At 42.4% G+C, this 12,062-nt stretch carries 13 protein-coding genes; 11 read left to right on the top strand and 2 right to left on the bottom strand.

All coding sequences use genetic code 11. The annotated features are described in order from the left end of the window. The first annotated feature begins 15 nt into the window (after positions 1 to 15). The 9 genes from glmM to whiA all read left to right on the top strand — a co-directional run bounded on the left by glmM (position 16) and on the right by whiA (position 7,808). Positions 16 to 1,365 (top strand): phosphoglucosamine mutase, encoded by a 1,350-nt coding sequence (glmM, locus tag LIZ08_RS01275; protein ID WP_070660223.1) that lies wholly within the window; start codon positions 16 to 18, stop codon positions 1,363 to 1,365. A gap of 47 nt (positions 1,366 to 1,412) precedes the next feature. Further along, positions 1,413 to 2,738 carry an LPXTG cell wall anchor domain-containing protein gene (locus LIZ08_RS01270; protein WP_227038109.1) on the top strand — a complete coding sequence of 442 codons (1,326 nt, stop codon included), beginning with the start codon at positions 1,413 to 1,415 and terminating at the stop codon, positions 2,736 to 2,738. Positions 2,739 to 2,855: 117 nt separating this feature from the next. Continuing rightward, on the top strand, positions 2,856 to 2,987 hold the full coding sequence (locus LIZ08_RS01265) for a DUF4044 domain-containing protein (RefSeq protein ID WP_003011566.1): 132 nt from the start codon (positions 2,856 to 2,858) through the stop codon (positions 2,985 to 2,987). A gap of 33 nt (positions 2,988 to 3,020) precedes the next feature. After that, positions 3,021 to 4,334: a GTPase ObgE gene (obgE, locus tag LIZ08_RS01260; protein ID WP_023917726.1), complete on the top strand. Its 1,314-nt coding sequence runs from the start codon at positions 3,021 to 3,023 to the stop codon at positions 4,332 to 4,334. A 51-nt stretch (positions 4,335 to 4,385) separates the two neighbouring features. Beyond that, positions 4,386 to 4,550, top strand: a complete 165-nt coding sequence (locus LIZ08_RS01255; RefSeq protein WP_003006512.1) for a hypothetical protein — start codon at positions 4,386 to 4,388, stop codon at positions 4,548 to 4,550. Between the two features lie 18 nt (positions 4,551 to 4,568). Then, positions 4,569 to 4,952: a RidA family protein gene (locus tag LIZ08_RS01250; protein ID WP_003006514.1), complete on the top strand. Its 384-nt coding sequence runs from the start codon at positions 4,569 to 4,571 to the stop codon at positions 4,950 to 4,952. Between the two features lie 77 nt (positions 4,953 to 5,029). After that, a complete protein-coding gene (rapZ, locus tag LIZ08_RS01245) occupies positions 5,030 to 5,920 on the top strand; it encodes an RNase adapter RapZ (RefSeq protein WP_009732574.1) in 891 nt (296 codons plus the stop codon). Further along, positions 5,917 to 6,894, top strand: coding sequence for a YvcK family protein (locus LIZ08_RS01240; protein ID WP_070673851.1), 978 nt, complete (start codon positions 5,917 to 5,919; stop codon positions 6,892 to 6,894). Before rapZ ends, LIZ08_RS01240 begins: the two co-directional genes overlap by 4 nt. Then, entirely contained in the window at positions 6,891 to 7,808 is a 918-nt protein-coding gene (gene whiA, locus LIZ08_RS01235) for a DNA-binding protein WhiA (protein WP_049474808.1), read from the top strand. The genes LIZ08_RS01240 and whiA overlap by 4 nt, the downstream gene beginning before the upstream one ends. A 454-nt stretch (positions 7,809 to 8,262) precedes the next feature. On the opposite strand, the gene LIZ08_RS01230 is transcribed toward whiA, so the two are convergent. Beyond that, positions 8,263 to 9,231: an NAD(P)/FAD-dependent oxidoreductase gene (locus LIZ08_RS01230; RefSeq protein WP_049472173.1), complete on the bottom strand. Its 969-nt coding sequence runs from the start codon at positions 9,229 to 9,231 to the stop codon at positions 8,263 to 8,265. A 179-nt stretch (positions 9,232 to 9,410) separates the two neighbouring features. Here LIZ08_RS01230 and rpsU point away from each other — a divergent pair, with 179 nt between their 5' ends. Continuing rightward, the gene (gene rpsU, locus LIZ08_RS01225; protein WP_000048054.1) at positions 9,411 to 9,587 is read left to right on the top strand and encodes a 30S ribosomal protein S21; all 177 of its coding nucleotides are present in this window, start codon (positions 9,411 to 9,413) and stop codon (positions 9,585 to 9,587) included. Between the two features lie 101 nt (positions 9,588 to 9,688). On the opposite strand, the gene mscL is transcribed toward rpsU, so the two are convergent. Continuing rightward, on the bottom strand, positions 9,689 to 10,069 hold the full coding sequence (mscL, locus tag LIZ08_RS01220; RefSeq protein WP_031573326.1) for a large conductance mechanosensitive channel protein MscL: 381 nt from the start codon (positions 10,067 to 10,069) through the stop codon (positions 9,689 to 9,691). A 214-nt stretch (positions 10,070 to 10,283) separates the two neighbouring features. Between mscL and dnaG the strand changes: the two genes are divergently transcribed. Then, positions 10,284 to 12,062, top strand: a complete 1,779-nt coding sequence (dnaG, locus tag LIZ08_RS01215) for a DNA primase (protein WP_227038108.1) — start codon at positions 10,284 to 10,286, stop codon at positions 12,060 to 12,062.

Here is a 12,062-nt window from a genome sequence, read left to right as displayed (position 1 = left end):
AAAAGGTAATGAAGAATGGGTAAATATTTTGGAACGGACGGTGTCCGTGGAGAAGCAAATGTAGAATTAACGCCAGAATTGGCTTTTAAACTAGGCCGTTTCGGTGGCTATGTGTTGAGCCAACATGAAGAAGAAACACCCTTGGTATTTGTTGGACGTGATACGCGTATTTCTGGTGAAATGTTAGAGCATGCCTTAATTGCTGGGCTCTTATCTGTTGGAATTCGCGTCTACAAGTTGGGTGTGATTGCAACGCCAGGTGTTGCTTATCTAGTTCGTACGGAAAAAGCCAGCGCCGGAGTTATGATTTCTGCTAGCCACAATCCAGCCTTGGATAATGGCATCAAATTCTTTGGTGGTGATGGCTTCAAATTGGATGATGATCGCGAACTTGAAATTGAAGCCTTACTTGATGCGGCTGAAGATACGCTTCCACGTCCAAGTGCCCAAGGTTTAGGAACGGTCATGGAATATCCAGAAGGCTTGCGTAAGTATCAAGAATTCCTTGTATCGACAGGCGTTCAACTCGAGGGCATGCACGTAGTCTTAGATACAGCAAATGGTGCAGCCTCTACTAGTGCCCGTCAAATCTTTGCAGATTTGGGAGCTCATTTGACCGTCATCGGTGAAAACCCAGATGGTTTGAACATCAATGATGGGGTTGGTTCTACTCACCCAGAGCATTTGCAAGAGAAAGTCAAAGAAGTAGGTGCAGCGATTGGTCTTGCCTTTGACGGAGACAGCGATCGCTTGATTGCTGTTGATGAAAATGGAGAGATCGTAGACGGCGATAAGATCATGTACATCATCGGTTCTTATCTTTCAAGCAAGGGCTTGCTCGAAAAAAATACGATCGTCACAACCGTCATGTCTAATCTCGGCTTCCACAAGGCATTGGATGCGAAGGGGATTCAAAAAGAAATCACAGCTGTTGGAGATCGTTATGTGGTCGAAGAGATGCGCAAATCAGGATACAATCTTGGTGGTGAACAATCTGGTCACGTAGTCATCATGGATTACAATACAACTGGTGATGGTCAATTAACAGGCGTTCAATTGACTAAAATCATGCAAGAAACCGGCAAGAAATTATCTGAATTGGCTGCTGAAGTAACCATTTATCCACAAAAACTCGTCAATATCCGGGTTGAAAATAGCATGAAAGACAAGGCGATGGAAGTGCCTGCTATTCGTGAAATCATTGAAAAAATGGAAGCGGAGATGGCAGGAAATGGACGTATTTTGGTGCGTCCAAGTGGAACTGAACCCCTCCTTCGTGTGATGGCAGAAGCACCTACACATGAAGAAGTGGACTACTATGTAGATACCATTGCTGCAGTTGTTCAAGCAGAAATCGGACTTTAACCTTGTAAAAAACATGGCTCGCAAATAGGCGAGCAGAGGAGGTATATATGAAACAGGTTCGTCAAATTGTATGGGCACTTGCCTTAGTGCTAACGATTCTATTCACAGCTGGTTTGACTAAAACAATTCATGCTGCAGAAGTCTCATCATATACACAGACAGCACGTCTAACGAAAGACGGTAACACGCTAACAAATGGGAGCAAGGTGTTGACAAATGAAAAATTGTCAGCAAGTATTTATTTTGCCTTTCCAGATTCGCAAACTATTCAAGCTGGGGATACCTTAACTCTTAGTTTGCCAAAAGAATTAGCCCTCTACACAGCATTGGAATTCAATGTTCTTGAGGAAGGTCAATCAAATGGTCAGACGGTTGGGAAAGCTGTCGTTGATACAGCTAAGAAAACAGTGACCGTTACCTTTAATGATTATTTCGCATCTCATCCACTCAACAAACGAGTTGCTCTTCATTTTGATGTAAAAGTAGACTCAGAAGTAGTTACAAAAACATCTCCAATCCAGTTTAAACTAGGAAATACAGATTTTTCATTGAATTATGAAAAAACAGCTGGAGAAGCTGGAGACTATGAGATGAAATACGGCTACCAAGATAAGTCTGATCCAACCATTATCAAATGGCGGATTCTCTTAAATGCTCGCCAAGATATGCTTCGAGGAATGGTCATTAAAGACCAATTCGGAGATGGCTTAACATTGGTTGAAGGGAGCTTACGCGCTGTTCGTTATGCTCCTGTCCAAGGTGGGATTAAGAACGAAGCTCAGATCTTAAGTCTCCCAGTTCTGGATAACTTTACTAAAAAAGCTGTTTTCGATAAGAATGCAGATGGAAAGACCACTGGTTTTACAATTGAATTTGGTGATAACTACAATTGGCCAATGTATATTGAATATTCTACAAAAGTGGCACCTGGAACGAAAGTAGGCGATATTGTCCATAATACGTTAACATGGACGGCAACCAATTTCCCAGCACCGCGTAGTTTAACCCGTGAAGTGCGATTGGAAACAGGATCTGGCGAAGGATTAGGTGAGAAAGATCAAACGCCACCGACACCTAGCTCAACCTCCTCATCAAGTTCTAGTTCTTCATCAAGCTCATCATCTTCAACGAGTTCTAGTTCTTCATCAAGTTCATCATCTTCAACGAGTTCCAGTTCTACATCGAACTCAACATCCACATCAAGTTCTTCATTGAAATCATCTTCATCTTCTGTTAAAGAAGAAGCCCCAAAACCTGGTAAGAAAAAAGTTCTTCCAAGTACAGGTGAAAAGATGACACCGGTGGTTCTTATCATGGGTGTCTTCCTAGCAATTCTATCGGTTGGTGTTTTACGTGTAAGAAAAGATTCTTAATATGATCAATGAAAGATCAGACTTCTGTCTGGTCTTTTTGTGTAGGCTCGATTTGAAAAATCCCCTATTTCGTGGTAAAATAGGGCTAATGAATTTATAGTAATCGAGGTATTAGAAGTGGCTTTTGGAGATAACGGAAAACGTAAAAAAACACCATTTGAAATGATCACGATGGTGGTCATTGTGATTATGTTGATTGTAACGGTTGGTGCAATCTTTGCAACCGCAATTGGTGCTCTTTCTTACTAAGACGCACACAGAAATAAAGGAAATCATCTATTTATGAGTATGTTTTTAGATACAGCCAAGATTAAGGTCAAGGCTGGAAATGGCGGCGATGGCATGGTGGCTTTTCGCCGCGAAAAATATGTCCCTAATGGCGGACCTTGGGGTGGTGATGGAGGTCGTGGTGGCAATGTCATCTTCGTAGTAGACGAAGGCTTGCGCACCTTGATGGACTTCCGTTATAATCGGCATTTCAAAGCCCAAAATGGGGAAAAAGGAATGACCAAAGGGATGCACGGACGGGGAGCAGAAGATCTCTATGTACGAGTCCCTCAAGGAACGACCGTCCGAGATGCTGAGACTGGCAAGGTCATTACAGACCTAGTTGAAAATGGACAAGAGTACATTGTCGCCCACGGTGGCCGTGGCGGACGTGGAAATATTCGTTTTGCTACTCCAAAGAATCCAGCTCCAGAGATTTCTGAGAACGGGGAACCTGGCCAGGAGCGCGAACTCGAATTAGAACTCAAAGTCTTGGCAGACGTTGGTTTGGTTGGCTTCCCTTCTGTTGGGAAATCTACCCTTCTTAGTGTCATCACTTCAGCCAAACCAAAGATTGGAGCTTATCATTTCACTACCATCGTTCCAAATTTGGGAATGGTTCGGACGCCGTCAGGTGAATCCTTTGCAGTCGCAGACCTTCCTGGATTGATTGAAGGAGCTAGCCAAGGAGTCGGACTAGGAACCCAGTTCCTTCGCCACATCGAGCGCACACGAGTTATCTTGCATGTTATTGATATGTCAGCCAGTGAAGGACGCGATCCTTACGAAGATTATGTTCAAATCAATAAAGAGCTTGAAACTTATAATCTTCGTTTGATGGAGCGACCTCAGATTATCGTGGCAAATAAAATGGATATGCCAGAAAGTCAAGAAAACTTGAAAGAGTTCAAGAAGAAATTGGCAGCCAATTACGATGAGTTTGATGAACTGCCACAGATCTTCCCGATCTCTAGTTTGGCGCATCAAGGTTTGGATAACTTGTTAGAAGCAACGGCAGAATTGTTAGATAAAACGCCAGAATTCCTCTTGTATTCAGAAGACGAAATGGCTCAAGAAGAAGTCTACTATGGCTTTGATGAAGACCAGCCAGCCTTTGACATCAGTCGGGATGACGATGCCGCTTGGGTCTTGTCTGGTGAAAAACTTGAAAAACTCTTTAATATGACGAATTTCGATCGGGATGAAGCGGTCATGAAATTTGCTCGTCAATTGCGTGGCATGGGTGTTGATGAAGCTCTCCGTGCGCGTGGGGCAAAAGATGGCGATATTGTCCGGATCGGTAAATTTGAATTTGAGTTTGTAGATTAGGATAGATCCCCAGAGGATCAAGGATTCCAAATAAGAAGTGAGGCTTTTTCAGTGGGAGATAAACCAATATCTTTTCGAGATGAAAATGGAAATTTTGTTTCAGCAGCCGATGTTTGGAATGCTGAAAAACTAGAAGAACTTTTTAATACGCTAAATCCTAAGCGGAAATTGCGCTTACAAAGGGAAAAATTAGCAAAAGAAAACCAGCAGAAGTAAATAGACTTGGAGAATACTATGGCAAAAACAATTCATACAGATAAAGCACCCGCAGCAATTGGACCTTATGTTCAAGGGAAAATCGTAGGCAATCTTCTCTTTGCAAGTGGACAAGTTCCCTTGTCACCTGAAACTGGCGAAATCATTGGCGAAACCATCCAAGAACAAACAGAACAAGTCTTAAAGAACATTGGGGCTATTTTGGAAGAAGCTGGGACAGACTTCGACCATGTGGTGAAAACCACTTGTTTCTTAAGTGATATGAATGACTTTGTACCTTTTAATGAGGTCTATAAAACAGTCTTTACTACAGAGTTTCCAGCTCGATCTGCTGTTGAAGTAGCACGCCTGCCACGTGATGTGAAGGTTGAAATTGAAGTTATTGCGGAAATTAAGGCCTAATAACCATTCAAAGACAAAAAGACAGAGTGGAGAGCAGGAAACTGTAGGCCACTCTGTTTTATTTATGGGAGGAGAAAATGACAGAAAGTAAGATTCAACTGGTCATGGTAACAGGGATGAGCGGTGCGGGTAAGACCGTCGCCATCCAATCGTTTGAGGATTTGGGTTACTTTACCATCGATAATATGCCACCGGCGCTCTTGCTGAAATTTATTGAGCTCATGCGCCACAGTCCCGATAACAATAAATTAGCCGTTGTTGTGGATATGCGGAGCCGTTCTTTTTTCAATGAAATTCGCACCATTTTGGATGAATTGGACAATCAAGAAGACCTGGATTTCAAGGTCTTGTTCTTGGATGCCACTGACAGTGAGTTGGTAGCACGATACAAGGAAACCCGTCGTAGCCATCCATTAGCGGCAGATGGCCGTGTCTTAGATGGGATTACCCTAGAGCGCGAACTCTTGTCCCCTTTAAAAAATATCAGTCAAAATGTGGTGGATACGACTGAGTTGACACCTCGTAATTTGAGAAAAACGATCGCAGAACAATTTGCCAGTCAAGATAATCAGCCAGATTTTCGGGTTGAGGTCATGTCATTTGGGTTTAAATATGGCCTTCCGATCGATGCTGACCTTGTCTTTGACGTGCGTTTCCTTCCAAACCCCTACTACAAATTGGAACTTCGGAATTTAACCGGTCAAGATCCAGCTGTCTATGATTATGTCATGGATCACCCTGAATCAGAGGACTTTTACCGTCATCTCCATGACTTAATCGTTCCTATTTTACCGTCCTATAAACGGGAGGGTAAATCCGTTCTCACCATCGCCATGGGCTGTACTGGAGGTCAACACCGTTCAGTAGCCTTTGCAGAGCGCTTAGCGCATGATTTAGAAAAAAATTGGCAGGTCAATTGCAGTCATAGAGACAAGGACAGACGGAAAGAAACGGTGAATCGCTCATGAGAAAACCGAAAGTAACCGTTATTGGAGGAGGGACAGGGATTTCTGTTATTCTCGATAGTCTAAGAAAGAAACCGGTCGAGATCACTGCCATTGTAACTGTTGCAGATGATGGCGGTAGCTCAGGTGAATTGCGGAAGAACATCCAAAAATTGACACCACCTGGGGATCTTCGAAATGTCTTGGTTGCTATGTCAGATATGCCTCGTTTTTATGAGAAAGTCTTTCAATACCGCTTTGCGGACGATGATGGGCCTTTGGCTGGGCACCCTTTGGGAAACTTGATTATTGCAGGGATTTCAGAGATGCAAGGCTCGACCTATAATGCCATGCAGTTGTTGACCAAGTTCTTTCATACAACCGGCAAGATCTATCCGTCCAGTGATAGTCCCTTGACCCTTCATGCCGTTTTTCAAGATGGAAAAGAAATAGTAGGAGAAAGCCACATTGCCAACTACACTGGCATGATTGATCATGTTTATGTGACCAATACCTTTGATCAAGAGCGTCCAAAGGCTAGTAAGAAAGTGGTGGAAGCGATTCTTGAAAGTGACATGGTCGTCTTGGGTCCTGGTTCGCTCTTTACCTCGATTCTTCCTAATTTGATGATCGATGAGATTGGGAAAGCCATCCTTGAAACCAAGGCCCAAGTAGCCTATGTTTGTAATATCATGACCCAAAGAGGAGAAACCGAGCATTTCACAGATAGTGACCACGTTGCCGTGCTCCATAAACATTTGGGAGAAAAGTTCATCGACACCGTCCTTGTCAATATCAATCAGGTTCCCGCAGCTTATATGAACAGCAATAAATTTGATGAATACTTGGTGCAGGTAGAGCACGATTTCAAAGGGCTGCACTCGCAAGTTCCCCAAGTGATTTCTTCTGATTTCTTGAAGCTGGTCAATGGAGGAGCCTTTCATGATGGCGAAAAAGTAGTCGAAGAACTGATGCAGATCGTGCAGGTGAGAAAATGAGTTTTACGGTTCGTGTCAAAGAAGAATTATTGTCTCTCAAGCGATTTGAAAAGAGTGAATTAGCTGCTATTATCAAGATGTCTGGGAGCCTCGGCATATCAATGGGCGGCTTGACGCTATCGGTAACGACAGAAAATGCCAAGATCGCTCGCCATATCTATGAATTATTGCATCATTTTTATGAGGCCAAATCAGATATTCGCCACCATCAAAAAACCAATTTGAAAAAGAATCGTGTCTACACAGTATTCTTGGATGAAAAGGTAGAAGAGATTTTAGCTGACTTGCATTTGGCAGATGCCTTTTTTGGGATTGAGACAGGCATTGATGCTAGTGTTTTAGAAGATGAAGCAGCTAGCCGTGCTTATCTTCGGGGAGCTTTTCTGTCGAGTGGTTCGATAAAAGATCCTGAAAAAGGGAAGTACCAGCTGGAAATTCATTCTGTTTATACAGACCACGCGGAAGGAATTGCCCTTCTCATGCAAGGATTTTTACTAGATGCGAAAACCATCGAGCGGAAAAAAGGAGTGGTAACCTATCTGCAACGAGCGGAAGATATTATTGATTTTCTCATTGTAGTAGAGGCCATGCAAGCCATGCAGGAATTTGAGTCTATCAAGGTCATGAGAGAGACGCGCAATGACCTCAATCGGGCCAATAATGCCGAAATGGCCAATATCCAGCGCACAGTCACAGCCAGTATGAAAACCATTAATAATATTAGTAAAATTGTGGATACGGTCGGCCTAGGTAGTTTACCAAGTGACTTGCAAGAAGTTGCCTATATCCGGATGAACCATCCAGATTATTCCATCCAGCAAATCGCAGATAGCTTGCAACAACCTATTTCAAAAAGCGGCGTTAACCACCGCTTGCGTAAGATCAATAAGATCGCAGACGATCTAGACAAATAAAAAAGGCCAAAGGCCTTTCATAATGAGGTTAAAGTCTTTTTAAAAACTTTCCTTAGGTGAGTACGGACGTCAGCGAACTTCATAGAAGTTCCATGACTAAATCAAGATACTAAGGGCGTCTGCGGATCAAGTCAAAATAGGAAGTTTGACGCAGAATCCTTAGGTTCTAGGAAAACTTATCTTTTTGACACAAGCCGCAGCCCGTGTTCAATTCGTATTGAGCCCCTTCGCTCTTTAATTTCTGGGCTCAGGCTAAAATAGTTTCCCAAACTGTTTTACTCTCAAAACTCCCGAGTGCCTGAAACGTATTGTTTCAGGCACTTTTCTCACAGCGGAAAGTTTTTGTATTTTCTTGATTCATACTAAAAATAGGAACTCATTTTTACTTCTTTGCAGAATCGATTAACTTAAAATAGTTTGACTTCAATTTAAAAAAGGCCAAAGGCCTTTTTTATTATAAACTAGTTGAGTGCGTTGGTTGGACTTTCTTATCTGGATAGATGTAGTTGATGGCATTGTTTACGGCTGTTGGAGCTTCCCCAAGACCTGTAGCGATGAGATCAATCTTTCCTTCGTAGAAGCAGCAGTCTCCACAGGCATAAATTCCAGGAAGGCTGGTTTCTTGTTTTTGGTTCACCTTGATTTTATGGCGTTGCAATTCTACACCCCATTCTTTCAAGTTTCCGATAGAAGATTTAAAGCCATAGTTGACAAATAAGTGATCAATCGGGATAAGTTCGGTTTCATCGGATTTAACTTTTGTGATTTCAAGATGAGTAGCATGACCATTTTCGCCAATCAAGCGGCTAGGAACAAATGGTGTTTTGATGCTGACAGAAGATTGTTTGAGTTCTTCAACGCTATGTTCCAAGGCACGGAAGTTGTCCCGACGGTGAATGATTGTAGTTGGAGCAATCTTGTCAAAAGCAAGAGCCCAGTCCACAGCAGAGTCCCCACCACCAAGGACGGTCACTTGCTGTCCTTCATATTGCTGGATATTTGAAACATGGTAGTGGACATTATCGAAGTCTTCAGCCCCCTCGATATCAAGAGCACGTGGTTTAAAGGCACCGCCACCCATGGCAATGATGACGGCTTTAGACTGATGCACTTGGCGAGAAGTAGTGATAGTGAAGAGGTCACCCTCTTTTTGAATATCCTCTACAGTTTCATTGAGGAAGATCGGTGTATCGAATCGTTTGACTTGCTCGATCAAGCGGTCGCTTAATTCTTCACCTGTTAAATTGGTAAAACCGGGTACATCGAGGATATTTTTTTCTGGATAGAGAATGGCTGGTTGCCCTCCCAGTTGAGGTAAGGAATCAATCAGTTTGACTTTAACTTGGCGCATATTGCCATAAAAAGCAGCAAACAGACCAACTGGTCCGCCCCCAACAATCGTAATATCATAAATTTCTGACATGGTATCTCCTTCAGGGTTTTCTATGTTTCCATTGTATCATAAAATAGGAAGAATGAAAAAGTCGGAAAAAAGAAATGGCATGAAGGCTAGGAAGGCTAGAAAAGTTTTAAAAGATCTTGACAGCGTCCTTAAAGTGTGATAAAATGATTAAGATTTTAGGCTTGAAGGGAGTGAAAAATATGTCAAAAACAGTAGTACGTAAGAATGAATCTCTTGACGATGCTCTTCGTCGTTTCAAACGTGCGGTTACTAAAGCTGGTACTCTTCAAGAAACACGCAAACGTGAATTCTATGAAAAACCTTCTGTAAAACGTAAACGTAAATCAGAAGCAGCTCGTAAACGTAAAAAATTCTAATTGAATACAGAAACAGACTTCGGTCTGTTTTTTGTTTTTTCTCATCCATCAAAGACAAAAAAACCGACCTTCCAGCTAGAAGATCGGATCTTTTTATCTGATTATTTGTTTGCAAGCAAGTCGCGGATTTCAGCAAGCAACTCTTCTTGAGTAGGAGCAGCAGCTTCTTCTTCGACAGCTTCTTCTTTTTTACCAAGGTTTTGAGCTTTTTCAGCAGCTTTCACTACGAAGAAAAGAACAGTACCAACAACAAGGAAGTTGATCACAGCGCTCAAGAAGCTACCGTATGCAACACCGTTCCATGACAATTGTGCAATATTTTCAACATGAGCAGCTTTCAAAGCTGGTTTCAAAATAAGTGGAGTGATGATATCGTTAACAAATGATGTTACGATAGCTCCGAATGCAGCTCCGATAACGACTGCAACAGCAAGGTCAACAACGTTTCCACGAAGGAGAAAAGCTTTCAAATCTTTTAACATATCCTATATATGTCCTTTCATAATAATTTTTTACTATGATAGTATAACGGAAAAATATGTGACTGACAAGAAATATGCCCAATTTTTTTAAATTAGTGATAAAGGTTGAAAATCTTTTCTTTTCTGTGTGAAATCGGTAGGAAAAAATTTACTTTTACTAACTTTTAGTATAAAATATAAAGTGATAATCTATGGTAAAATGGAGGCACTGTTTATGGTTGATAAAGAGCTGATTGCAGAGATTAAAAACAGTGTAAACATTGTTGAAGTCATTGGAGAAGTTGTTTCTTTGACCAAGGCGGGCCGTAACTTTTTAGGCCTCTGTCCTTTTCATGGTGAAAAGACTCCTTCCTTTAATGTCGTTGAAGACAAGCAGTTTTACCATTGTTTCGGATGTGGTCGCTCTGGAGATGTCTTTAAGTTTATTGAGGACTACCGTGGAGTCGCCTTTATGGATGCGGTCCAGATCGTAGCAGAAAAAGCTGGCATTGCGCTTCAGTACCAAGTAAGGCCGGCTCAACCAACGTCTATCAATCCCAACCAAGAACTTTATGAGATTCATCAGGAAGCTAGTAAGTTTTATCAGGCGATTTTGATGACGACTAAGATGGGGGAAGAAGCGCGACACTATCTGCATGAACGTGGTCTGACGGATGAAGTCATCCGACATTTTCAATTGGGCTTAGCCCCTGCAGAAGGAAATTACCTCTATCGCAATCTCTCTGAGAAATTCTCTGAGAAAGTGATTACCGATTCGGGTTTGTTTACAATCTCAGATGCTGGAACGGTTTTTGATGCTTTTCAGGATCGGATCATGTTTCCCTTGACAGATGATAGTGGACGTGTCATTGCCTTTTCTGGTAGGCTGTGGAAACTAACGGATGATGGCAGTCATCAAGCCAAGTACAAGAATAGTCGTAGTACCCGTCTATTTAATAAAAGTTATGAACTCTATCATTTAGATCAGGCTAAGGCAAGCGCCAAAAAGCAACATGAAATGTATATCATGGAAGGCTTTATGGATGTCATTGCGGCATATCGAGCTGGGATTGAAAATGCGGTCGCTTCTATGGGGACAGCCTTGACACCAGAGCATGTCCAGCACCTGTCTCATTTTACCAAAAAGGTCATCTTGACCTATGATGGGGATAAGGCAGGGCTTGAAGCAACAGCTAAGGCCTTGGATGTCTTGCAGGATCTGGAGTTAGAGATCGTCCGTATCCCAGATCAGATGGACCCTGATGAGTACCTCAAAAAGACGTCCCCAGAAGATCTTGCTACCCTCTTGAAGAATTCTCGAATCAGTAAGGTTGAATTCTGGATGCACTACTGGAAACCCCAGTATATTGAGAACTTGCAGGCGCAAATTGAGTTTGTCGAAAAGCTGGCACCGATGATCGCCCAGACGCGCTCCATTACAGCGCAAAACACCTATATTTATAAGTTGGCTGATTTATTGCCGGACTTTGATTACTTGCAGATTGAGCAGATTGTCAATAATAGTCGCTTGCATCAACGGCAAGAAGCGCAAAAAGGTGGACGATCAAAAACGTCGAATTTTTCAGTCGATCTCCTGCCGAATCGTGGGATGACGCGCTTGATCAAGGCGGAAAATCATTTATTAAGTAGGATGAAGGATTTTCCAATGGTGCTCAATGATTACCGTTTGCGACCTGATTTTGCCTTTGACACGCCGGAGTTACAGATCTTGTATCAATTGCTCTGTCAAAATGGAGAAGTCACCTCTCAGGATTTATCCGAGCAGCCTGAAGGGATCCAGCACGCCTGGTACCGGATGTTAGAAGAAGATTTACCAGAAGAGATAGCAGATGGTGAGTTAGAAGAAGTAGAAGCGACGCGGAATCGTGAGCTTCTTCGCAAAGAAAGTCAACAAATTGGAAATAAAGTGAAGGAAGCTTCCTCAATAGGGGATGCGGAAAAAGCTTTATTGGAACTCGAGCGTTTAATCGCTCAAAAAAGAAGAATGGAGTAG

It is taken from the genome of Streptococcus sp. 210928-DFI.4.42, assembly GCF_020554365.1.
GTDB lineage: Bacteria > Bacillota > Bacilli > Lactobacillales > Streptococcaceae > Streptococcus > Streptococcus parasanguinis_S.
Note: the sequence above shows the minus strand (reverse complement) of the source record. Positions and strands in the feature narration are given on the sequence as shown.

Excerpts from the sequence above, each read along its gene's own strand:
- glmM (WP_070660223.1), top strand. The coding sequence starts at position 16 with ATGGGTAAATATTTTGGAACGGACGGTGTCCGTGGAGAAGCAAATGTA.
- LIZ08_RS01270 (WP_227038109.1), top strand. The coding sequence starts at position 1,413 with ATGAAACAGGTTCGTCAAATTGTATGGGCACTTGCCTTAGTGCTAACG.
- obgE (WP_023917726.1), top strand. The coding sequence starts at position 3,021 with ATGAGTATGTTTTTAGATACAGCCAAGATTAAGGTCAAGGCTGGAAAT.
- LIZ08_RS01250 (WP_003006514.1), top strand. The coding sequence starts at position 4,569 with ATGGCAAAAACAATTCATACAGATAAAGCACCCGCAGCAATTGGACCT.
- rapZ (WP_009732574.1), top strand. The coding sequence starts at position 5,030 with ATGACAGAAAGTAAGATTCAACTGGTCATGGTAACAGGGATGAGCGGT.
- LIZ08_RS01240 (WP_070673851.1), top strand. The coding sequence starts at position 5,917 with ATGAGAAAACCGAAAGTAACCGTTATTGGAGGAGGGACAGGGATTTCT.
- whiA (WP_049474808.1), top strand. The coding sequence starts at position 6,891 with ATGAGTTTTACGGTTCGTGTCAAAGAAGAATTATTGTCTCTCAAGCGA.
- LIZ08_RS01230 (WP_049472173.1), bottom strand. The coding sequence starts at position 9,231 with ATGTCAGAAATTTATGATATTACGATTGTTGGGGGCGGACCAGTTGGT.
- rpsU (WP_000048054.1), top strand. The coding sequence starts at position 9,411 with ATGTCAAAAACAGTAGTACGTAAGAATGAATCTCTTGACGATGCTCTT.
- mscL (WP_031573326.1), bottom strand. The coding sequence starts at position 10,069 with ATGTTAAAAGATTTGAAAGCTTTTCTCCTTCGTGGAAACGTTGTTGAC.
- dnaG (WP_227038108.1), top strand. The coding sequence starts at position 10,284 with ATGGTTGATAAAGAGCTGATTGCAGAGATTAAAAACAGTGTAAACATT.